Source organism: Marinobacterium stanieri (genome assembly GCF_900155945.1).
In the GTDB taxonomy this organism is placed as follows: domain Bacteria; phylum Pseudomonadota; class Gammaproteobacteria; order Pseudomonadales; family Balneatricaceae; genus Marinobacterium; species Marinobacterium stanieri.
Genome location: NZ_FTMN01000002.1, coordinates 25534 through 47071, shown reverse-complemented (window position 1 = coordinate 47071; position 21538 = coordinate 25534). Strand labels below are relative to the sequence as shown.

Sequence of the window (21538 nt, the reverse complement as noted above, 5' to 3'; positions counted from 1 at the left end):
ATGAAAAAATTTACCCAACACACCGGTATTGCTGCACCGCTGGATCGTTCCAATGTCGATACCGACATGATCATCCCCAAGCAGTTTTTGAAATCGATCAAGCGCGCGGGTTTTGGTCCCAACCTGTTTGATGAATTGCGTTACCTGGATGAAGGTCAGCCGGACCAGGATTGTGCCGGCCGTCCGCTGAACCCGGATTTCGTACTGAACCAGTCGCGCTACCAGGGAACCAGCGTGTTGCTGGCCCGTGAAAACTTCGGTTGCGGCTCAAGCCGTGAGCACGCGCCCTGGGCGCTGGATGATTTCGGTATTCGTGTCGTAATTGCACCAAGCTTCGCCGATATTTTCTACAACAACTGCTTCAAGAACGGGTTGCTGCCAATTGTTTTGCCTGAAGCGCAGGTAGATGAGTTGTTCAAGGAAGTTGAGGCTACCGAAGGCTATCAGCTGACCGTTGATCTGGAACGCCAGGTGGTTGTGACCGCAAGCGGTGAAGAGTTTGCCTTTGAGGTCGATGGTTTCCGTAAGCATTGCCTGTTGAACGGTCTGGATGATATTGGCCTGACGCTGCAGCACGCTGACGAAATCAAGGCCTACGAGGCCCGTCGTCGTGAAGCGGCTCCCTGGCTGTTCGATGCCATCAAGTAACCGATTCAAGCTGAAGGAATTATAAACACATGGCTAAAAATGTACTGGTATTGCCGGGTGACGGCATCGGTCCCGAGATTGTAACTGAAGCGCGCAAGGTGCTTGAGCTGGTAAACGAGCGACACGGCCTTGGCCTGGAAATCAACGAAGCGCTGGTCGGTGGCGCGGCGATCGACGCCACGGGTGTACCTCTGCCCGACGAGACGCTGGCTGCTGCCAAAGCTGCTGATGCCATTCTGCTGGGTGCTGTAGGTGGTCCGAAATGGGATACCAATCCTGATTTCGCTATCCGTCCGGAAAAGGGCCTGCTGGGCATTCGTTCTCAATTGGAGCTATTCGGCAACCTGCGCCCTGCAATCCTGTATCCGCAGCTGGCGCATGCGTCCACGCTGAAGCCGGAAGTTGTGTCGGGTCTGGATATCCTGATCGTGCGCGAGCTGACTGGAGGTATCTACTTCGGCCAGCCGCGCGGTGTGCGTGAGAAGGAAGGTGGTATTCGCGAAGGCTTCAACACCTACGTGTACGACGAAAATGAGATTCGTCGTATCGGTCGCGTTGCCTTTGAGGCTGCTCGTGCCCGTGACAAGCGCCTGTGCTCTGTCGACAAGGCCAACGTACTGGAAGTGACCGTGCTTTGGCGCGAAATCATGGAAGACCTGGCGAAAGAATACCCGGATGTAGAACTTAGCCACATGTACGTGGATAACGCCGCCATGCAGTTGGTGCGTGCGCCCAAGCAGTTTGATGTGGTGGTTACCGGTAACATGTTCGGTGACATTCTGTCCGACGCAGCAGCCATGCTGACCGGCTCTATCGGTATGCTGCCGTCCGCTTCTCTGGATGAAAATGGCAAGGGCATGTACGAACCCTGTCACGGTTCTGCGCCGGATATTGCCGGCCAGGGCAAGGCGAATCCGTTGGCAACCATCCTCTCAGTCGCTATGATGTTACGTTACTCTCTGAATGCAGGTGAAGCTGCGGATCAGATTGAAGCGGCCGTCAGCAAGGTGCTGGACCAGGATCTGCGTACTCCGGACATCATGTCCGAAGGTATGAAAGCAGTCACCACCGCCGAAATGGGCGATGCAGTGGTAGCAGCCTTGAATGCCTGATCCCTTGATCAGTGCATAGTGTGCGGGCAAGACCCGCAACGGCGGGTATCCGGTTTTCGGGTATCCGCTTTGTCGTATTCAGAGACATGATTTACAGAAATCCATCAATTTGGGGGCACGAATGAAACGTGTAGGTTTTGTAGGCTGGCGTGGTATGGTCGGCTCGGTTCTGATGCAGCGCATGCTGGAAGAGAACGACTTCAATCATATTGCGGAGCCGGTTTTCTTCACCACATCTCAGGCCGGAGCGGCTGGACCCGACATCGGCAAGGATATTCCGCTGCTGAAAGATGCGCGTGATATTAACGAGCTGAAGCAGATGGACGCCATTGTCTCCTGTCAGGGCGGCGACTACACCACCGAAGTGTTCCAGAAGCTGCGTGAATCCGGCTGGGATGGTTACTGGATCGATGCTGCTTCTACCCTGCGTATGGTAGACGACAGCTTGATCGTACTGGATCCGGTCAACATGGATGTCATTGAGAAAGGCATCGATGCTGGCATCAAGAATTTCGTTGGCGGTAACTGCACCGTATCCCTTATGCTGATGGGGCTGGGTGGCCTGTTCAAGGCGGGTCAGGTTGAGTGGATCTCGTCCATGACCTACCAGGCAGCATCCGGCGCCGGTGCAAAGAACATGCGTGAACTGATCACCCAGATGGGCCAGATTCATGCCGGTTCCGAAGCGCTGCTGGCTGATCCTGCTTCTGCCATTCTGGATATCGACCGTCAGGTCGTCGACACCATGCGTGCTGATGCCTTTGCCACTGATAACTTCGGTGTACCGCTGGCCGGCTCTCTGATCCCCTGGATCGACAAAGCCGTTGCCGATGGTCAGAGCAAGGAAGAGTGGAAAGGCTACGTTGAAACCAACAAGATCCTGGGTCTGTCCGACAACCCGATCCCCATCGACGGTACCTGCGTACGTATCGGCGCCATGCGCTGCCACAGCCAGGCCTTCACCGTGAAGCTGAAGCAGGATCTGCCGCTGGATGAGATCGAGCAGATGATCGCCGAAGCTAATGACTGGGCAAGCGTTGTCCCGAATGAGCGTGAGGCCACTATCAGCGATCTTTCGCCGACCAAGGTAACAGGTACTCTGAGTGTGCCGGTTGGCCGTCTGCGCAAGATGAAGATGGGCCCTGATTACCTCAACGCTTTCAGCGTAGGTGACCAGCTCCTCTGGGGCGCTGCCGAACCGCTGCGTCGCATGCTGCGCATTCTGCTGGAACGCTGATTGATCAGCGTCATATTTGGCAAGACCTCAGCCCGACTTATGTCGGGCTGTTTTGATTTGAGAACGGGATAAAATGACATTGAATGTGGCATTGCTGGGCCCTGCCAGCCTCAAGGGTGAAAAACTGCTTGAATTACTGGATGAGTCCGAACTGGAAATTGATCAGATTCAGCTTTTCGAAGATGAAGACCAGGCCGGTCGCAGTCTGATGTTTCGTGGGCATGCGTCACGCACACGTGCCTATGCTGATTTTGACCCTGATGCGCAACAACTGGTTTTCGTTGCTGATGCTGAGCTGGCGCCTGGTGTTCAGGCAAAGTTGCAAGGTCAGTCTAAAGGGTATGTGATTGATCTGTATCCGGAAAGATACACGGATTCTGATGTTTTCCTGTGTTTGCCTGCAATCAATGGTGCGACGCTGACATCGCTTGACCCAGGTCGTGTTATCGGTGTTCCAGGATCGGCTACTATTACGGCAGCCTTGGCACTGTATCCGCTGCATGAAGCCTATGAACTCCTCAAGGTCAACCTGACAGCCTTGGTAGCTGCATCTGAAAGTGGACGCGAGGGTGTTGAGTCGCTGGCGCAGGAGACAGCTCGATTGATGAATGGCCGTGAGGCTGAGGCCAGCTTCTTTGGCCAGCAGTTGGCGTTCAATATGCTGCCTGATGTCGGCGATATTCAGTCCAGCGGTCAGACCAGCAGCGAGCAATTGTTGCGCGAGCAACTGCAGGTTCTGTTGGGTGAAGATCTTGAAGTTGAAGTGAGCACAGTGCGTGTGCCTGCGTTTTACGGCAACCTGGTTACGGCTCAGGCTGAAACGCGCAAGGCTGTCGAGATGGATCAGGTTCAAGAGATCATGGATCGGGCCGATGCAGTACGTTATGACCATCAGGCGCAGAAGCAGCCGAGTCCGGTGAGTGATGCCGTTGGTCAGGATGTGGCGGTTGTGCACCGAATTCGTCAGGATGCTGAAGAAAGCGGCGGCTTTGCGCTGCAAGCAGTTGGCGACGATTTGGGGCTTGGTGGTGCGCTAATGGCATTGCAGGTCGCACAGCGCTTGGTGCTGAAATAGTGCTCAATGGTCGTGGTTGCTTGACCGGCCATCAACTTATACATAATACTTGCAATCACTTTGATGGAGCCGTAACCCCCTGATTCATAGCATAGAAGAAGGGAGGGGCAGATGAATATAAAAGGGAGTATCCGATGCTGCGTAAACTAGCCTTAAGTCTTGCGGTCTCAGCAGCCCTAGGGGTATCGCACGCAAATGCCCTGGGTTTGGGCGAGATACGAGTGAACTCCGCGCTGAATGAGCCTCTGGACGCTGAAATCAGGCTGACGCAGGTTCGCGATCTGTCCCCTCTGCAGATCCAGCCACGTATGGCATCGCTGGATGAATACTCTGTAGGTAGTAGTGAGTTGGGGCGGTATCTGAGGGATATTCAGTTCCAAGTGTTGGTTTCACCAGAGGGGGCTGGACGTATTTTGTTGCGTTCTTCAGAGCCGGTGCAAGAACCGTTTCTGAACTTTATGGTGGAAGTAAACTGGCCCAGTGGTCGTCTGGTGCGTGAATATACACTGCTGCTGGATCCTCCGGTCTTCGATACTGCGCCGACAGTGCGCACATCACCTGCCGTTTCGGCTTCCGTCTCCGTTACTGAAACCGCGCTGCCCGAACTTAAGCCTGCCTCTCCAGCCGTTAATGCCAATAACGCTCGCACGCGAGCCGGTGAAGGTCAGGTTTACGTGGGTGTTAATGACACGCTGTGGGACCTTGCAAAACGAAACAAACCCGCCGGTGTGACTGAGCATCAAATGATGTTGGCACTGATGCGTAAAAACCCTCAGGCTTTCCCTTCTGGCAATATCAATGCCATGAAGGCAGGCGTTGTAATGGATGTGCCGAACAAAGCTGAGGCTGGGGTACTTTCCCACCGAGAGGCTGTGGCCGAAGTTGCGCGTCAGATGAAGCTCTGGCGTGACGGTAAAGCGGGTATGATTAGTAAGCCTGCTCCAGTGGATGTCAGTAAACAGCCAGCGCAGAATGGTGAAGCTGCGGATAATAGCGCCACAGCGGATGAGGGTGGTGATGCCAGCGCTAACGCAAGTGTAACTGACGCAGGCGAGCAGAGTAAGCTGACCATTGTTGCCCCTGATGAGCAGGCATCCGAGTCTGACGCCAGTGCCCCGGCAGGGGAAAGTGTTGATAGTAGCGCCGAAGAGGGTGCTGCAGCGCAGGATACCGAGCAAACCATCACGGATGTGAGTAGCCAGCTCGAGAATGAAGTGCTGGTCGCTCAGGAAAAAATCGATGTGCTCGAGCGTGAGAACGCCGATCTCAATGACAAGCTGAACTCCGTTCTGGAACAGCTTGAATCCCAGACCCGCATGCTGGAGCTCCAGTCCCAGCAGATGGCAACTCTGCAGGCTGAAATGAGCCGTCAGGATGAGGCTGCCAAGTCGCAATCCCCGCTCGATACCGTGATGGAAAACCCGACTCTGTTGGGCGGTATAGGTGCGGGTGCCCTGGCAATTCTGGCCGGCCTTTGGCTGGCGCTGCGTCGTCGTGGCGCGGATAAGCCGGAAAAATCCAAGCCTGATCTGGTCAATGTGCCGGATAACCTCAAGGAGCGTGATGAGCCTGAAGTGCCGAGCGCTGCTGTTGCTGCCGGTGCAGCAGGTGTTGCCGCGGGTGCTGCCCTGGCTGCTGATGATGACGACAGCGATGAGCTGCCAAAACACGCCCCCTTGTCTGATGAAGAGGATGATGACTTTACGCGTCCCGCCATGCAGTCTCTTGCGCCGGAAGAGGAGCAGGCTGATCTGGGTGATGATTTGCAGAGCCTGGATCTGGATATGGATCTCGATCTGGATGATCTTGATGCACAGGACGATGTGGATGACAACCTGTCTGATACGGTCAGTGAGCTGGATGCGGCCGAATTTGATCTGGGTGTAGAGGAGCCTGAAGCATCTGAAGCAGACATGAACGCTGAAGACGATGCTCTGGAATTCCCGACTGCCAACACTGAAGAAACGTCTGAGCCAGTAGCAGATGTAGACGAAGAGCTGGAGTTCAAGGTTGCACCTTTGTCCGCAGAGGAAGACCAGGATTCCGATCTGGATGCACTGCTTGGTGGTGATGATACCTCTGACGATCTTGACTTCATGCTCGTTGATAACGATCAGCCGACCGAAGCCACTGATGAGACCATCGACGGTGATGATGAGCTGGAAGCACTTTTCGGTGCCAGCTCTGAAGAGGCGCGCGTTGAAGCGGCAGCCGATGAAGATGACAATCCGGTTGCCGATTCTACGCTGCATGAAACTGTAGAGCCGTTGGCGGATGATGATTACGAAATCGACTCCGAACTGGATGCCATGCTCGCAGGCTCAGCGGATGATGACGAAGATGACGCCGTAGACCTGTCAGGTTTTGAAGCGGACTCCGCAGAAGATGACCTCGATAGCCTGCTGGCTGACTTTGACCCTGTGTCTGAGGACGATGGAGCAGATGAACTCCAGCTGCGTAATCCGGTGGAAGAGGAGCTTACGTCTAACATTTCGCATGACCTCGAAATGGATCTCGATTCTGAAGTCGACGAGATGCTCAACAGCACAGACGATGAAATCGAGTTGAGCGAAGAGCGTAATGATGAAGCGGTTGAGATCCTCGACAAGATGAATCTGCTCAGCGGTACGGATGAAACCGAAACCAAACTGGATCTGGCACGCGCTTACCTGGAAATGGATGATCGAGAGGGCGCACGTGATATCCTTCAGGAAATTACCAGTGAAGGCTCCCAAAGTCAGAGGGAGCAGGCACAGAAACTTCTGGATACGCTTGGCTGATAAACGTTAATGACACAAGAAAACACGACCGACGGGGCGATTTCTATCGCCCCTTTTCGTTATGCGCTCGCCATTGAATATGTCGGCGCTGCATACAGGGGCTGGCAGCTGCAGGCCTTTGATAAGGTTCCCACCATTCAGGCAGAAGTTGAGCGGGCGCTGTCCGTGATTGCCAACCATCCTGTTCAGGTTGTGTGTGCCGGTCGCACCGATGCCGGGGTAAATGCCAGTCATCAGGTGGTACATTTTGATGCCTGGGTGGAGCGCCCCGAACGTGCATGGGTGCTGGGCACCAATGTGCACTTGCCGGATGATATCTCCGTGAAGTGGGCAACAGAGGTCCCGGGCTGCTTCCATGCTCGCTTTTCCGCCAAGGAAAGGCGTTATCGCTATCTTATCTATACTTCACCCTCAAGGCCGGCCATCCTGGCGGGCGGCGTCACCTGGACACACCGTCATCTGGATGTGGAGTTGATGCAAGAGGCTGCAGCGCATCTGTTGGGTGAGCATGACTTCACATCCTATCGGGCGGTGGGCTGTCAGGCTAAAAGTCCGGTTCGCGAAATTCGCAGGTTGGATGTTTACCGTACAGGGCAGCTGGTAGTGATTGATGTTAGCGCCAATGCCTTTTTGCACCACATGATCCGCAATATTGCAGGTGTTCTGATGTCCGTTGGTGCCGGTGAGCGGCCAACAGAGTGGGCGAGGGAAGTGCTCGAAGCGCGGGATCGTCGTCAGGGAGGCGTGACAGCGCCACCGGATGGGCTGTATTTCGTGGATGTGCGTTACCCAGAGCTGTTCAATCTGCCACAGGCGCCTTTGGGGCCGCACTTTCTGCCTTCGTCAGACTGACGCTGGCGAGGGGCTCTGATACTATTAGCGGCTTGATAGATCGGGAGAATCCATGAGTACGCGGGTAAAAATTTGCGGGATTACCAATCTTGGCGATGCGCTTGCTGCTGTTGAAGCCGGCGCGGATGCGTTGGGATTCGTATTCTATGCGCCCAGCAAGCGCTATGTGACACCTGAGCAGGCTGGCGAAATCATCCGCAAGCTGCCACCGTTTGTCACTACGGTGGGTTTGTTCGTGAACGCTGATGTGGATTTTGTGGAGTCGGTGCTGGCAACAGCGCAGCTTGATCTTCTGCAGTTCCACGGTGATGAAAGTAACGCTGACTGTGTGCGTTTCGGGCGTCCCTTTATCAAGGCGCTCAGGGTCAAGCCTGATCTGGATTTGATGCAGGCGTTCAGCGCTTATCCAGATGCTCGCGGTATCCTGCTGGATGCATACCGTCCCGGCGTGCCGGGTGGTACCGGAGAAGTGTTTGACTGGGATCTGATTCCAGATGAAATTGCCGGTGCGATTACCCTGGCCGGCGGCCTGGATGCATCCAATGTGGCGCGTGCAGTTGCCGCTGTAGGGCCCTATGCAGTTGATGTGTCGGGTGGTGTTGAAGCAGCACCCGGCCAAAAAGATGGCGCCAAGGTATCGGCGTTTGTCGAGGCAGCCAAGACTGCTGCCTGACCGTATTCAATAGAATTACAGCTTTCACGGTCGTTATGAACGACCGGTACTGACAGGAACGAGTAACATGAGTAACTGGCTGGAAAAAATTGTTCCCTCTCTGGTGCGCAATGAAAAGAAGCGTACCAACATTCCTGAAGGGCTTTGGAAGAAGTGTCCGAAGTGTGACTCTATTCTGTATCGCCCGGAACTTGAGAAAAACCTGAATGTTTGCCCCAAGTGCGACCACCATATGCGTATCAACGCGCGTCGTCGGCTGGAAATGTTTCTGGATGAGAACACGACCCATGAGGTGGGCAGCGAAGTCACACCGGTGGATCGTCTCAAGTTCCGTGATTCCAAAAAATACAAGGATCGCCTGAGCGCAGCTCAGAAGGCTACGGGCGAAAAGGACGCGCTGATTGCCATGAAGGGTGAGGTCCAGGGCCTGCCAGTGGTTGCCGTTGCCTTTGAGTTCAACTTCATGGGTGGTTCCATGGGTGCGGTAGTAGGTGAGCGTTTCGTACGTGCTGCTCGCATCTCTCTGGAAGAGGGTATCCCCCTGATCTGTTTTGCCGCTTCCGGTGGTGCTCGTATGCAGGAAGCGTTGATCTCGCTGATGCAGATGGCAAAAACCAGTGCTGCACTGGAAAAACTGCGTCAGGCCGGTATCCCTTACATCTCGGTACTGACTGATCCGGTATATGGTGGCGTTTCGGCTTCTCTTGCCATGCTGGGTGATCTGAATATCGCCGAGCCCAATGCCTTGATCGGTTTTGCCGGCCCGCGTGTCATCGAACAGACCGTGCGTGAAAAACTGCCGGAAGGTTTCCAGCGCAGTGAATTCCTGCTGGAACATGGCCAGGTCGATATGATTATCAGCCGTGGCGAGATGCCGACTCGTATCGCCTCCATTCTGCGCAAGTTGAACAACTTGCCGGCTCAGGATGTTGTTGAAGAAGAACCTGTTGAAGTTGAGGCGCCGGCTGAACAAGATGCAGACGCCTGACACGGCTGATTTTAAGCAGCTTACGTTGCCGCAATGGCTGGAGCGCATAGAGGCCTGCCATCCCGCCGAGATCGAGCTGGGTCTCGATCGACTGCAGCAGGTAGCCAACCGGCTTGAGCTGAAACTCGATAGCACATTCAAGGTGGTTGCGGGCGGCACCAATGGCAAGGGTTCAACCCTTGCCATGTTGGATGCTGTTCTGCTGGCCAGTGGCAAAACCACAGGGCGTTTCAGTTCGCCGCACTTTCTGCACTACAACGAGCGTGTATTGCTCAATGGCGAGCCTGCTGAGGACGCCGCTTTTTGTCGTGCCTTTGTTGCCATTGAACAGGCGCGTGGCGATATCCCGCTGACCTACTTTGAGTACGGTACCCTTGCGGCGCTGCTGATCATGTCGGAAGCTGGCGTTGATGTGATGCTGCTCGAGGTGGGGCTGGGGGGGCGACTGGATGCCGTCAATATCGTTGATGCTGACCTGGCACTAGTCTCAACAGTTGCCCTGGATCACACTGACTGGCTTGGGCCTGATCGCGAAAGCATAGGCTTTGAAAAAGCCGGCATTTATCGTGCCGGTAAGCCCGCACTCTGTGGTGATCCTGAGCCACCGCAATCGTTGCTTGCTCATGCAGAGCAGCTGGGTGCTCAGCTGTATGCACGTGGCCAGGCATTCGACTTAGAAGCTCATTCGGATAGCTGGCACTGGCAGGGGCAGGGTGCAGCTGGCCCTGTTTCTCTGACAGAGCTGCCTAATCCCGGTTTGCCACTGGCTAATGCGGCCATGGTGTTGCAGGCGCTACAGCTGATGCCTTGGCAAGTTTCGGAGCAGGCTGTTCGAGCCGGGTTGGCGTCTGTGCAGTTGACCGGGCGCATGCAGCGCTGTCAGTGGCAGAATCTTGACCTGCTGCTGGATGTGGCTCATAACCCCGAAGCGGCTGTGTACCTTTCATCACAGCTGGCTGGCTCTGAAGCGCCAGTGCATCTGGTGCTGGGTATGCTGCATGACAAGGACATAGGCTCTGTTATTGACGCGCTGAGCGATGTGGTTGATCACTGGTATCCGGTCAGTCTGGATGTGCCGCGTGGCACTTCAGCACAGCAGCTGGCCGATTATCTGTCTCAGGCCAGTATTCAAGCCGCTCAGGTACATTCGGCTGAGAGTGTTGCGCAGGTATTGCGTAAGCTGTCAGCTGAAAGGGTGGAAGGGCAGGTTGTGGTCGCAGGCTCATTTTTTACCGTTGCTGATGCATTGGCGTGCATCACTGAAGGATAGAACATGAAAGAGCAGCACAAGAAGCAACTGGTCGGTCTGGCCGCAGTACTGATCTCGGCACTGGTGCTTTTTCCGTTGCTGTTGGATGGATCCGGCTATCGTGAGCGTCACCTGAAGGACCGTATCCCGCCTGCACCCGATATGCCCGAATTGGCTCAAATTGAGCCTCAGTCAACTGCGCTGCCTGATACCTCTGAAGTGGCACCGCCGGCACAGCCGGCGGTGGTCGCAGTACCGGCTCCTCCCTTGCAGGAAGCCGTAGCCGCGGCGGAGCCCAGTATCGATGCCAGTGAAGATACCCCGCGCCTTGATGAGCAGCAGGTACCGGTGGCCTGGACGCTTCAGCTTGCCAGCTTCCGTGACGAAGCCAACGCGCGGTCACTGCGCTCGGAGCTGATTGATGGGGGCTACAAGGTGTATATCCGTAATGGGCCTGATCTGGTGCGGGTCTTTGTCGGGCCGGATATGCAGCGTTCCCGACTCGAATCACTGCAGGCGCGCTTGAAGAAGGATTATGCCCTTGAAGGCATGATCGTGCGCTTTACAACGCAGTGAAATCCCCCATTGGGTTGCCGCTGGGGCTCTGTTAGAATGCGACGCTGTTTGGGTACGGGCGACGAGAATGAATTGGGCTGACTGGACCATTATTGCCATTATCGCGGTTTCTAGCCTCATGAGCCTCAAGCGAGGGTTTGTGAAGGAAGCGATATCACTTCTGACCTGGGTCTCGGCCTTTGTACTGGCCCGCCTGTTTTCACCTTCCCTGAGTGTCCTTCTGGACGCCTATATTGCGACGCCGTCACTTCGATTGCTGACGGCCTTTGCTATTCTGTTTGTCATCACACTGATTGCCGGTGCTCTGGTTGGGGCGCTGTTTTCGGCGTTGGTGGATGCTACTGGTCTAACCAGCTCTGACCGCGTGTTGGGGATGGGATTTGGTGCCGTGCGCGGCGGACTGGTAGTGGTTGTCATTGTTGCGCTGCTGGGGATGACCCCTGCGGTGCAGGATTACTGGTGGAGTGAGTCGCAACTCATTCCACACTTTGTACTGCTGGAAGACTGGACTCGCCAGGTGGCGAGTGACGTTGGTGAAGCGATTTGGAATATCGGCCGCTGAGACTGAAGTGCTCAGGGCTACTTTTTTAGTGACATCCTTCTGAGGTGGATTGAATGTGCGGTATCGTCGGCATTGTTGCCAAGTCTTACGTTAATCAGACAATCTTTGATGCACTCACCGTGCTTCAGCATCGTGGTCAAGACGCCGCGGGTATGGTGACTTGTGAAGGCAACCGCTTCTTCCTGCGCAAGGATAACGGGCTGGTTAACGAGGTCTTTCGCACTCGTCACATGAAAAAGCTCAATGGCAATATGGGCATCGGTCATGTGCGCTATCCGACAGCGGGCAGTTCCAGCTCCGCTGAAGCGCAGCCGTTTTACGTCAATTCTCCCTACGGTATTGCCCTGGCTCATAACGGTAACCTGACTAATGCGGATCAGTTGGCTGACGAGATCTTCCGCTCGGATTTGCGTCACATCAATACCACCTCTGACTCCGAAGTGCTGCTCAATATCTTTGCACACGAGCTGCAGCAGATCGGCAAGCTTCAGCCCAGTGCCGACGATATTTTCCAGGCGGTCGAGAAGGTTCACAGCCGTTGCCAGGGTGGCTATGCAGTTGTCGCCATCATTACCGGATACGGCATTGTTGCCTTCCGTGACCCCTGTGGTATCCGCCCCGTAGTGTACGGCAAGCGCGTGAACGAGCAGGGTGAAGAGGAGTACATGGTCGCATCCGAGAGCGTTGCGCTGGATACAGCCGGCTTTGAGATGGTACGTGACCTGATCCCGGGTGAAGCGATCTTTATCGATATTGAAGGCAAGGTCTCAACCCGTCAGTGTGCCGCAACCAGCAAGGTTGCGCCCTGTTTGTTCGAATATGTCTATCTGGCGCGTCCCGACTCCATCATTGATGGTGTGTCCGTCCATCACTCTCGCATGGAGATGGGTGTTAAGCTGGCTGACAAGGTGAGACGTGTCATGCCGGAGCACGACATCGATGTCATCATTCCGATTCCTGATACCAGCCGTACTGCTGCGCTTGAGATGGCCAATTCTCTGGGCGTGACTTTCCGTGAAGGCTTTATCAAGAACCGCTACATTGGCCGTACGTTTATTATGCCGGGTCAGACCCAGCGTAAGAAATCCGTTCGCCAGAAGCTGAACCCGATCCAGGCTGAGTTCCGTGACAAGGTTGTCATGCTGGTAGATGACTCCATTGTGCGTGGTACCACTTCCAAGCAGATCGTGCAGATGGCACGTGAAGCGGGTGCGCGTAAGGTGTACTTCGCCTCTGCAGCCCCTGAAGTACGTTTTCCCAACGTGTACGGTATCGACATGCCGTCGGCCACCGAGCTGATCGCTCATGGCCGTACTGCGGATGAAGTGGGTGAGTACATCGGTTGTGACTGGATGATGTACCAGGACCTGCAGGATTTGAAGGACTCTGTCAGTGCCTTCAATCCCGAGATCACCGAGTTCGATACTTGCGTGTTTGATGGCCAGTACGTGACCGGCACTGTGGATCAGGCTTACCTGGCCCGTGTGGATGCCAAGCGAAATGATGATGCCAAGCAGGCAGATCCGAGCGATGCCGAGGACGGTAACGAGTCCGCTGACCTGCATAACAAGATTGATTGAGGAGGGCCGATGACTCAGTCCAGCTTTGAGCGCGAAGCCCGAATTCACTTTACAGCCGAACAGGATTTGTCAGTCGACACCTTGGCTGTGCGTGCGGGTCAGAACCGTACTGCGGAAGGTGAGCATTCCGATGCCATCTTCCCCACCTCGAGTTTTGTCTTTTCGTCTGCGCGTGAAGCCGCTGCGCGGTTTGGTGGTGATGAAGAGGGTAATATCTATTCCCGTTTCACCAACCCGACGGTACAGGCCTTTGAGCAGCGTATTGCTGCTCTGGAAGGTGGTGAGCGTGCTGTTGCAACTGCATCCGGCATGGCAGCGATTCTGAATCTGGGACTTGCCCTGCTGCAGCAGGGCGACCATGTTGTGTGCTCCCGCAGTGTGTTCGGTTCTACCGTTTCCCTGTTCAACAAGTACTTCACCCGTGCTGGTATCACCACCACCTTTGTGGATCCGGTTGATCCGGCAGCCTGGGAAGCGGCGGTCACTGACAATACGCGCATGTTCTTCATGGAGACGCCGTCGAACCCGTTGGCAGAGCTCAGTGATATCAGTGCGATTGCCGAGATTGCCCATCGTCATGATGCGTTGGTTGTCGTAGATAACTGTTTCCTGACACCTGCTTTGCAGCGTCCGCTGGATTTTGGTGCCGATGTAGTCATGCATTCGGCTACCAAATACATCGACGGTCAGGGCCGTTGTGTTGGCGGGGTGCTGGTTGGGCGTGACAAGGAGATGGAAGAGGTCTTTGGTCTGGTGCGTACCGGCGGTGCCTGCATGAGCCCGTTTAACGCCTGGGTCTTCCTTAAGGGCCTGGAAACTCTGCCGCTGCGTATGCGGGCGCACAGCGAAAGCGCGCTGGAAATTGCCCGCTGGCTGCAAACTCAGCCGGGTGTGCGTAAGGTGTATTACTCCGGTCTTGAAGATCACCCCCAGCATGCACTGGCCTGCAAGCAGCAGAGTGCGTTTGGTGGTGTGCTGGCCTTCGAAGTAGAAGGTGAGCGTGAAGAGGCCTGGCGTTTTATTGATGCCACCGAACTGGTTTCTATTACCGGTAATCTGGGCGATGTTAAGTCCACCATTACGCATCCTGCCACGACGACTCATGGTCGTATGAGTGTCGAAGAGCGCGAGGCGGCGGGTATTCGTGAGGGCTTGATCCGCTTCTCGGTTGGCCTTGAATCCATTGCCGATCTCAAAGCTGACCTTCAGCGTGGCCTCGACGCGCTGAAAGGCTAATCCCTGCCCGGCCGGGGAGCCTTCCCCGGCCTCTGTAGACTCCTGTACCCATGCAAATACATCTGGCACCAATGGAAGGGGTTCTGGATCACACTCTGCGTGATCTGTTAACCCGCATGCCCGGTATCGACATCTGTGTCACCGAATTTATTCGTGTTACCACACAGTTGCTGCCGCGCTCCGTGTTCTACCGTCTGGCGCCCGAGCTGGAGCAGGGGTCGCACACGCCTAGCGGAGTACCTGTGTTGGTGCAGCTGCTGGGGAATGACCCGGCTGCAATGGGTGAAAATGCGGTGCGTGCTGCGGAGCTGGGTGCCAAGGGAATCGATCTGAATTTTGGTTGTCCTGCCAAAACCGTCAATAAAAGCCGGGGTGGAGCAATTCTTCTCAAGGATCCTGAGGAGGTTTACAGCATCACTCGCGGGGTGCGCGATGCCTTGCCGGATGAGGTGCCCTTAAGCGCCAAGATGCGCTTGGGTTTCTATGACAAGTCATTGGCGCTTGAGAACGCACAGGCTATCGAAGAAGCTGGCGCCATACGCGTAACCGTGCATGCGCGAACCAAACTTGAAGGTTACAAGCCACCGGCGCACTGGGAGTGGATTGCCCGCATTCGTGAAGCAGTGTCGATTCCTGTTGTCGCCAATGGTGAAATCTGGACCGTTGAAGACCTGCACCGCTGTCGTGAAATCAGTGGTTGCGAAGATGTCATGATTGGTCGTGGCATGATTGCCAACCCCTTCCTCGCGCAAGCCATTGCTCAACCTGATAAGGATCTGGGGCCGGAAGCAACCTGGCCTACTGTGATGCAGTTGGTGCAGGAGTATCACCAGCAGGTATCCATGCGTCTGGAGCGGCGTCATATCAATGGCCGTACCAAGCAATGGCTCAAGATGATGCAGCGCCATTTCCCTCAGGCACAAGCTGTGTTTGATGCGGTGCGTACCGAGCGTGAGCCCGAGAGGATGACGCAGCTGCTCTCGGAGCTATCGGCCTTCAATGTGAACCGGTAGGCGTCGAGCGCCCCAGTGACCCGGCTCGGCTTCAAATAGCCCGGGCAGAGGGGTGTTGCAGTGCTTGCAGCAGCCTTGTGCATCCAGCTGCCAGTCAATCAGTGTGTAGCCCTGGCGTTTAATCAAGGCCTCGCCGCATTGACCGCAATAGGTTGTGTTGCCTTCCTGATCAGGCAGATTCCCCGTATAGACAAACTTCAATCCCTGCTGCAGCGCCAGTGCGCGCGCGTGCCTGAGTGTCGCCAGCGGGGTGCGCGGGTGGTCCCGCATCTTCCAGTCAGGATGAAATGCTGTGAAATGCAGGGGGACTTCGGTGCCAAGGTGGTCACGAATCCACTCACACATGGCCAGTATTTCACTGTCTGAGTCATTCTCGCCCGGAATCAGTAAGGTGGTGATTTCAAGCCAGACATCAGTTTCATGGTGGATGTATTTCAAGGTGTCCAGAACCGGTGCCAGTTCGCCACCGCAAATCCTTTTGTAAAACCGCTCGGAGAATGCCTTTAAATCGATGTTGGCCGCATCCATTTCGGCATAGAAGGCTTCTCTGGGTTCCGGGCACACATACCCGGCACTGACGGCGATACTATTGATACCTTTGTCATGACAGGCTCTGGCAACGTCGATGGCATATTCATGGAAGATAACCGGGTCGTTATAGGTGAAGGCGATGCTCCTGCAATGGTGATTGAAGGCCGCTTCGGCGAGTGCCTGTGGCGACGCGCTGTCGCTCAGGCGTGCGGTTTCCCGCGAGCGGCTGATGTCCCAGTTTTGGCAAAAACGGCAGGCGAGGTTGCAGCCGGCAGTTCCGAAGGAGAGTACCGGGGTGCCCGGTAAAAAGTGGTTGAGGGGTTTCTTCTCAATCGGATCAATACAGAAACCGCTGGACAGGCCGTAGCTCAGTAAGCGAATTTCATCATTCACACGTCCCCGTACGAAGCAGAGCCCACGCTGGTTTTTGTTCAGCTGGCAGTAACGGGGGCAGAGGTCGCACTGAAGTTTACCGTTGTCCAGCGGGTGCCAGAAACGCCCAGGAACGCTATGAGGGTCGCCCATCGTGAATCACCTGTTTGGCTATACTCACACTATAGATCAGGAGAAAGCCAATGATGCACGCCGCAGTGAGACAGCCTGCCGTCGCCGGGGTATTTTATCCGGGCACTGAAACCGACTTGAATCAGCTGGTGGATCAGTTACTGGTACAGTCAACTGAGCCTGTTTCATTGCCGCGGCAGCCCCGTGCTTTTGTCGTGCCCCATGCCGGTCTTGTCTACTCCGGCCCGATCGCTGCGCTTGTGTATCGGCAAATTGAGCGATGGATGCCATTGGCAGGCTGGAGCCAGATTGTACTGCTGGGGCCGAATCATCGGGTCCCTCTCAGTGGTTTTGCCGGTGTGGCCGAGACTTACTGGCACACGCCGTTGGGTGATGTTGCCATCGACCTGGATCTTGAGCGGTTACTGCAAGCGCGCTTTGATCTGCCTGTGCGCCAGGATGCGCATCAGCTGGAGCATTGCCTTGAGGTCCAGTTGCCCTTCTTGCAAAAGGTTGCACCCGAGGCAAGGGTTCTGCCGCTACTGGTAGGGCATACGCCAGTCGAAACCGTATCGGCCTTGATAGCGGAGCTGTGGCAACGCGAAGATGTGCTGGTATTGGTCAGCAGTGATCTAAGTCATTTTCACCCGTGGGAGGAGGCTCGGCAGCTGGATGCGCAAACCACCCGGCAGATCTTGAACCTGGAGTCCGTGATTGAACCTGAGCAGGCCTGTGGCTGCCAGGCGTTGAATGGCTTGTTGCTTGCCGCGCGCAAGGCCGGGTTAGAGCTGCGTTGTCTGGGACAAAATACTTCAGGTGACACCGCAGGCGATAAAGCTCGTGTGGTGGGGTATGGCGCCTATGTCTGTTACTGATGTGCTTCCCTGTAATGCTTTACTTGCAATTGCGCGCCAGGCAATTGCAAAGGCCTTGCGGTATCGATATGCGGCGCTGGACCTTCATGAGCTGGATTCGCCCCTGCTGCAATTGGAGCGAGCGAGTTTCGTAACCCTTGAAAGCGACGGTCGGTTAAGAGGCTGTATAGGATCGCTCTATGCGCGGCAGACTCTGGCAGAGGACGTGCGCCATAATGCGGTGCAGGCCGCATTGCATGATCCGCGCTTTCAGCCTTTGTTGCCGCATGAGCCAATACGTATCAAGGTATCGGTGCTTTCGCCGCTGGAAGAGATGGATGTTGCCAATGAGGCGGAGCTTGTCAGGCAGTTAAGGCCCGGCCTGGATGGGATACTGATCCGGGTTGGTTATCATCAGGCAACCTTTCTACCGGATGTATGGCAGAGCCTGACAACCCCAGAGGCTTTTATGCAGGCGTTGAAGCAAAAGGCAGGTATGGCTTCCGGTGAATTGGACAGTGATCTGATGCAGGCATGGCGTTATTCGACACAGATCTGCTCCGAGCCCGATGAAAAGAGTATCGAGCTCGGTCAGTAAAAATATGGTCGATTAGAGGTCTTCGTGGGACTGAGCAAAGCGGTCTACGTCATTGGTGATCTCAACATCAACCTTGGGAGCGGGGATACGGAAGTCATAGACACGTTCCCAGCCATCTGACTCGGGGGGGCGCTCCCATACGGTGCCGGCATTGTATTCGACCAGCTCTGTCAGGGATGGGTCAATTTCGCAGATACGCTCCAGTGGAATAGGGGCCATATTCACGATTTCATCAGCCAGAAACTCTTCGGTTTCATAACCGGTAAACATGCGCCATCCAGTGTCATTCAAGTGCTCGGGGACTGTCTTGTACATGAAGCGGATCGGCAGTTTTTCGTCCAGCAGCAGGCGTGATACCAGTGCCAGATAGCCGTTTTTGGTCTGGGCAGTTTCCTGTTCAGGGGTCGGGTTCTGATCGGGCGTTGGTGATTTCATGGGATTACCTGTCTGCAGCCTGTTACAACGGTTTCAGGCGTCAGATTATATCAGTTAGGTCTGCCAAGGTGTTCCCGGATAACAAAAAACCCCGCCGAGGCGGGGTTTTGTAGGGATCATGTCGCTTGAGCGACTAATCCGGTCTTAGGCTTCAACAGTCGGGATAACGCTGCCGGCTTTTTCGACGTAGTTGTCCATCTGGTCGAAGTTCAGGTAGCGGTAGATCTCGCCAGACATGCTGTCGAGCTTGCTCGCGTATTCCATGTACTCCGCCGGAGTCGGCAGTTTGCCTTCCAGAGCCGCAACAGCCGCCAGCTCGGCAGACGCCAGGTATACGTTGGCGCCGTCACCCAGACGGTTCGGGAAGTTACGGGTAGAGGTAGACACTACAGTGCTCTTGGCAGCAACACGTGCCTGGTTACCCATGCACAGGGAGCAGCCCGGCATTTCCATACGTGCACCGGCCTTGCCGAACACGTTGTAGTAGCCTTCGTCGCTCAGCTGAGCCTGGTCCATCTTGGTCGGCGGTGCGATCCACATGCGTGTCGGGATGGACTTGCCGGAAGACTCCAGCAGTTTACCCGCAGCGCGGAAGTGGCCGATGTTGGTCATGCAGGAACCGATGAAGACTTCATCGATGTTCTCGCCCTGGACTTCAGACAGCAGGCGCGCATCATCCGGATCGTTTGGAGCACAGAGGATCGGCTCTTTGATTTCGGACAGATCGATTTCGATCACTTCAGCGTATTCAGCATCAGCGTCGGCACGCATCAGGCTCGGGTTGGCCAGCCATTCTTCCATGCCCTTGATGCGACGTTCGATAGTACGCACATCACCGTAACCTTCCGCAATCATCCACTTCAGCATGACGATGTTGGAACGCAGGTACTCGGCAACGGAATCTTCAGACAGGGTGATGGTGCAACCTGCAGCAGAACGCTCAGCAGAAGCGTCAGACAGTTCGAACGCCTGCTCGACAGTCAGTTCTTCCAGACCTTCGATTTCCAGTACGCGACCGGAGAAAGCGTTTTTCTTGCCTGCCTTTTCAACAGTCAGCAGACCCTGCTTGATTGCGTAGTAAGGAATGGCGTGTACCAGATCACGCAGGGTGATACCGGAGTTACGCTTGCCTTTGAAACGAACCAGGATGGATTCAGGCATGTCCAGCGGCATAACGCCGGTAGCAGCTGCGAATGCAACCAGACCAGAACCGGCCGGGAAAGAGATGCCCAGCGGGAAGCGGGTGTGAGAGTCACCACCGGTACCAACAGTATCCGGCAGCAGCATGCGGTTCAGCCAGGAGTGGATTACACCATCGCCCGGACGCAGGGATACACCGCCGCGGTTCATGATGAAGTCCGGCAGGGTGTGGTGAGTGTTTACGTCAACCGGCTTCGGATAAGCAGCGGTGTGACAGAAAGACTGCATGGTCAGGTCAGCAGAGAAGCCCAGGCACGCCAGGTCTTTCAGCTCGTCACGGGTCATCGGACCAGTGGTGTCCTGTGAACCAACGGTGGTCATCTTCGGCTCGCAGTACATGCCCGGACGTACACCGTCCATGCCGCATGCTTTACCAACCATTTTCTGTGCCAGGGTGTAACCCTTGCCAGTGTCAGCCGGCTGCTCAGGCTTGCGGAACAGGTCAGACTGACCCAGGCCCAGAGCTTCGCGTGCCTTTTCAGTCAGGCCGCGACCGATGATCAGCGGGATACGGCCGCCAGCGCGTACTTCGTCCAGCAGGACCTGGGTCTTCAGACCGAAGGTGCAGATGACTTCATCAGTACCGTGCTTGCACACTTTACCTTCGTACGGGTAAACGTCGATCACGTCACCCATGTTCAGGTCGTCAACCGGCATTTCGATCGGCAGGGCGCCAGCATCTTCCATGGTGTTGTAGAAGATCGGAGCGATTTTGCTACCGAAGCAGTAACCACCGGCACGCTTGTTCGGTACGTGCGGGATGTCGTCACCGAAGAACCACAGCACAGAGTTGGTAGCGGACTTACGGGAAGAACCGGTACCCACTACGTCGCCGACGTATGCAACCGGGAAGCCTTTGGCTTTAACTTCTTCAATCTGAGCCAGCGGGCCTTTAACACCCGGTTCTTCCGGGTTGATGCCTTCACGTTCCATCTTCAGCATGGCGTTGGCATGCAGCGGGATGTCAGGACGTGACCAGGCATCCGGAGCCGGAGACAGATCGTCGGTGTTGGTTTCGCCCGGTACCTTGAATACGGTAACAGTGATCTTTTCAGCCACTTCAGGCTTGGAGGTGAACCATTCACCTTCAGCCCAGGACTGCATAACCTGCTTGGCGAAAGCGTTACCCGCTTCAGCTTTTTCCTGTACGTCGTGGAAAGCGTCGAACATCAGCAGGGTGTGAGACAGTGCTTTGGCAGCGGTCGGTGCCAGTTCGTCGATGTCCAGGCATTCGATCAGCGGCGCGATGTTGTAACCGCCCAGCATGGTGCCCAGCAGTTCAACAGCCTTAACCTTGTCCACTAGCGGAGAGGAGGCCTCGCCCTTGGCGATAGCTGCCAAGAAGCCTGCCTTTACGTAAGCAGCCTGGTCCACACCCGCCGGTACACGGTTGGACAGCAGATCAACCAGGAACTCTTCCTCGCCAGCCGGCGGGTTTTTCAGGAGTTCAACAAGAGCTGAAGTCTGCTCGGGATCAAGCGGCTTCGCGGGGACGCCTTCTGCAGCGCGTTCTTCTACATGTTTACGATAAGCTTCAAGCACGATATGGCCCTCATCTGTTTTCACCGCCAACTCGCGAGATGTAACTCTGCCAGCGGCGTATCGACTAGGTATCGAATGGTGATTGGCGGGGCGAATTCTAGCGAAAGGCAGGGGCAAAGTTAAGTTTTTGTCGACAATTACTAAACTAAAGAATGATGCCGGGGCGTAGTGCTCGCAAGCGCTGCAGACAAATCCACTCTTTTTAAAGGGTGAAAAAAACGCGTGCTCAGTGTGTCGTTTAAAACTGTCTATACCTTGTCAACTTGACTATGCTGAGGTGTTAAAGAGGATAT

The 21538-nt window shown here is 55.4% G+C and carries 19 protein-coding genes; 16 read left to right on the top strand and 3 right to left on the bottom strand.

Features of this window, described 5'->3' with window-relative positions; genetic code table 11:
• From leuD to BW956_RS04970, 14 genes are all read left to right on the top strand, one after another.
• Nucleotides 1-648, top strand: a complete 648-nt coding sequence (leuD, locus tag BW956_RS05035; protein ID WP_076461392.1) for a 3-isopropylmalate dehydratase small subunit — start codon at nucleotides 1-3, stop codon at nucleotides 646-648.
• Between the two features lie 29 nt (nucleotides 649-677).
• Nucleotides 678-1760, top strand: coding sequence for a 3-isopropylmalate dehydrogenase (leuB, locus tag BW956_RS05030; protein ID WP_010322947.1), 1083 nt, complete (start codon nucleotides 678-680; stop codon nucleotides 1758-1760).
• 121 nt (nucleotides 1761-1881) lie between these two features.
• On the top strand, nucleotides 1882-2997 hold the full coding sequence (gene asd, locus BW956_RS05025) for an aspartate-semialdehyde dehydrogenase (protein ID WP_076461390.1): 1116 nt from the start codon (nucleotides 1882-1884) through the stop codon (nucleotides 2995-2997).
• Between the two features lie 73 nt (nucleotides 2998-3070).
• The gene (locus BW956_RS05020; protein WP_076461388.1) at nucleotides 3071-4072 is read left to right on the top strand and encodes an Asd/ArgC dimerization domain-containing protein; all 1002 of its coding nucleotides are present in this window, start codon (nucleotides 3071-3073) and stop codon (nucleotides 4070-4072) included.
• A 134-nt stretch (nucleotides 4073-4206) separates the two neighbouring features.
• The gene (locus BW956_RS05015) at nucleotides 4207-6852 is read left to right on the top strand and encodes a FimV/HubP family polar landmark protein (protein ID WP_076461386.1); all 2646 of its coding nucleotides are present in this window, start codon (nucleotides 4207-4209) and stop codon (nucleotides 6850-6852) included.
• A gap of 9 nt (nucleotides 6853-6861) precedes the next feature.
• Entirely contained in the window at nucleotides 6862-7704 is an 843-nt protein-coding gene (truA, locus tag BW956_RS05010) for a tRNA pseudouridine(38-40) synthase TruA (RefSeq protein WP_010322951.1), read from the top strand.
• Between the two features lie 52 nt (nucleotides 7705-7756).
• Nucleotides 7757-8377, top strand: coding sequence for a phosphoribosylanthranilate isomerase (locus tag BW956_RS05005; protein ID WP_076461384.1), 621 nt, complete (start codon nucleotides 7757-7759; stop codon nucleotides 8375-8377).
• A 67-nt stretch (nucleotides 8378-8444) separates the two neighbouring features.
• Complete coding sequence (accD, locus tag BW956_RS05000; RefSeq protein ID WP_010322953.1) at nucleotides 8445-9365, top strand: acetyl-CoA carboxylase, carboxyltransferase subunit beta; 921 nt, start codon at nucleotides 8445-8447, stop codon at nucleotides 9363-9365.
• The gene (gene folC / locus BW956_RS04995; protein WP_076461382.1) at nucleotides 9352-10635 is read left to right on the top strand and encodes a bifunctional tetrahydrofolate synthase/dihydrofolate synthase; all 1284 of its coding nucleotides are present in this window, start codon (nucleotides 9352-9354) and stop codon (nucleotides 10633-10635) included. The genes accD and folC overlap by 14 nt, the downstream gene beginning before the upstream one ends.
• A 3-nt stretch (nucleotides 10636-10638) precedes the next feature.
• Entirely contained in the window at nucleotides 10639-11190 is a 552-nt protein-coding gene (locus BW956_RS04990) for an SPOR domain-containing protein (RefSeq protein WP_076461380.1), read from the top strand.
• Between the two features lie 67 nt (nucleotides 11191-11257).
• Nucleotides 11258-11752 carry a CvpA family protein gene (locus BW956_RS04985; protein WP_010322956.1) on the top strand — a complete coding sequence of 165 codons (495 nt, stop codon included), beginning with the start codon at nucleotides 11258-11260 and terminating at the stop codon, nucleotides 11750-11752.
• A 53-nt stretch (nucleotides 11753-11805) separates the two neighbouring features.
• Nucleotides 11806-13332: an amidophosphoribosyltransferase gene (gene purF, locus BW956_RS04980; protein ID WP_076461378.1), complete on the top strand. Its 1527-nt coding sequence runs from the start codon at nucleotides 11806-11808 to the stop codon at nucleotides 13330-13332.
• Nucleotides 13333-13341: 9 nt separating this feature from the next.
• The gene (locus tag BW956_RS04975) at nucleotides 13342-14568 is read left to right on the top strand and encodes an O-succinylhomoserine sulfhydrylase (protein WP_076461376.1); all 1227 of its coding nucleotides are present in this window, start codon (nucleotides 13342-13344) and stop codon (nucleotides 14566-14568) included.
• A gap of 50 nt (nucleotides 14569-14618) precedes the next feature.
• Nucleotides 14619-15581 carry a tRNA dihydrouridine synthase gene (locus BW956_RS04970; RefSeq protein ID WP_076461374.1) on the top strand — a complete coding sequence of 321 codons (963 nt, stop codon included), beginning with the start codon at nucleotides 14619-14621 and terminating at the stop codon, nucleotides 15579-15581.
• Here the strand turns inward: BW956_RS04970 and amrS are convergent.
• Nucleotides 15555-16637 carry an AmmeMemoRadiSam system radical SAM enzyme gene (amrS, locus tag BW956_RS04965; protein ID WP_076461372.1) on the bottom strand — a complete coding sequence of 361 codons (1083 nt, stop codon included), beginning with the start codon at nucleotides 16635-16637 and terminating at the stop codon, nucleotides 15555-15557. The two genes, BW956_RS04970 and amrS, sit on opposite strands and share 27 nt — an antisense overlap.
• Nucleotides 16638-16687: 50 nt before the next feature.
• Here amrS and amrB point away from each other — a divergent pair, with 50 nt between their 5' ends.
• Nucleotides 16688-17491 carry an AmmeMemoRadiSam system protein B gene (amrB, locus tag BW956_RS04960; protein WP_083702941.1) on the top strand — a complete coding sequence of 268 codons (804 nt, stop codon included), beginning with the start codon at nucleotides 16688-16690 and terminating at the stop codon, nucleotides 17489-17491.
• Nucleotides 17478-18068 carry an AmmeMemoRadiSam system protein A gene (gene amrA / locus BW956_RS04955; RefSeq protein WP_076461370.1) on the top strand — a complete coding sequence of 197 codons (591 nt, stop codon included), beginning with the start codon at nucleotides 17478-17480 and terminating at the stop codon, nucleotides 18066-18068. The genes amrB and amrA overlap by 14 nt, the downstream gene beginning before the upstream one ends.
• Nucleotides 18069-18080: 12 nt before the next feature.
• Here amrA and BW956_RS04950 read toward each other — a convergent pair whose 3' ends face one another.
• The gene (locus tag BW956_RS04950; RefSeq protein WP_076461368.1) at nucleotides 18081-18503 is read right to left on the bottom strand and encodes an immunity protein Imm33 domain-containing protein; all 423 of its coding nucleotides are present in this window, start codon (nucleotides 18501-18503) and stop codon (nucleotides 18081-18083) included.
• Between the two features lie 144 nt (nucleotides 18504-18647).
• Nucleotides 18648-21245, bottom strand: a complete 2598-nt coding sequence (gene acnB, locus BW956_RS04945; protein ID WP_010322964.1) for a bifunctional aconitate hydratase 2/2-methylisocitrate dehydratase — start codon at nucleotides 21243-21245, stop codon at nucleotides 18648-18650.
• Nucleotides 21246-21538: the final 293 nt, after the last annotated feature.

Excerpts from the sequence above, each read along its gene's own strand:
- truA (WP_010322951.1), top strand. The coding sequence starts at position 6,862 with ATGACACAAGAAAACACGACCGACGGGGCGATTTCTATCGCCCCTTTT.
- BW956_RS04990 (WP_076461380.1), top strand. The coding sequence starts at position 10,639 with ATGAAAGAGCAGCACAAGAAGCAACTGGTCGGTCTGGCCGCAGTACTG.
- leuB (WP_010322947.1), top strand. The coding sequence starts at position 678 with ATGGCTAAAAATGTACTGGTATTGCCGGGTGACGGCATCGGTCCCGAG.
- accD (WP_010322953.1), top strand. The coding sequence starts at position 8,445 with ATGAGTAACTGGCTGGAAAAAATTGTTCCCTCTCTGGTGCGCAATGAA.
- BW956_RS04985 (WP_010322956.1), top strand. The coding sequence starts at position 11,258 with ATGAATTGGGCTGACTGGACCATTATTGCCATTATCGCGGTTTCTAGC.
- BW956_RS05015 (WP_076461386.1), top strand. The coding sequence starts at position 4,207 with ATGCTGCGTAAACTAGCCTTAAGTCTTGCGGTCTCAGCAGCCCTAGGG.
- amrA (WP_076461370.1), top strand. The coding sequence starts at position 17,478 with ATGTCTGTTACTGATGTGCTTCCCTGTAATGCTTTACTTGCAATTGCG.
- BW956_RS04950 (WP_076461368.1), bottom strand. The coding sequence starts at position 18,503 with ATGAAATCACCAACGCCCGATCAGAACCCGACCCCTGAACAGGAAACT.
- purF (WP_076461378.1), top strand. The coding sequence starts at position 11,806 with ATGTGCGGTATCGTCGGCATTGTTGCCAAGTCTTACGTTAATCAGACA.
- folC (WP_076461382.1), top strand. The coding sequence starts at position 9,352 with ATGCAGACGCCTGACACGGCTGATTTTAAGCAGCTTACGTTGCCGCAA.
- BW956_RS04975 (WP_076461376.1), top strand. The coding sequence starts at position 13,342 with ATGACTCAGTCCAGCTTTGAGCGCGAAGCCCGAATTCACTTTACAGCC.
- amrS (WP_076461372.1), bottom strand. The coding sequence starts at position 16,637 with ATGGGCGACCCTCATAGCGTTCCTGGGCGTTTCTGGCACCCGCTGGAC.
- BW956_RS05020 (WP_076461388.1), top strand. The coding sequence starts at position 3,071 with ATGACATTGAATGTGGCATTGCTGGGCCCTGCCAGCCTCAAGGGTGAA.
- BW956_RS05005 (WP_076461384.1), top strand. The coding sequence starts at position 7,757 with ATGAGTACGCGGGTAAAAATTTGCGGGATTACCAATCTTGGCGATGCG.
- BW956_RS04970 (WP_076461374.1), top strand. The coding sequence starts at position 14,619 with ATGCAAATACATCTGGCACCAATGGAAGGGGTTCTGGATCACACTCTG.
- asd (WP_076461390.1), top strand. The coding sequence starts at position 1,882 with ATGAAACGTGTAGGTTTTGTAGGCTGGCGTGGTATGGTCGGCTCGGTT.
- leuD (WP_076461392.1), top strand. The coding sequence starts at position 1 with ATGAAAAAATTTACCCAACACACCGGTATTGCTGCACCGCTGGATCGT.
- amrB (WP_083702941.1), top strand. The coding sequence starts at position 16,688 with ATGATGCACGCCGCAGTGAGACAGCCTGCCGTCGCCGGGGTATTTTAT.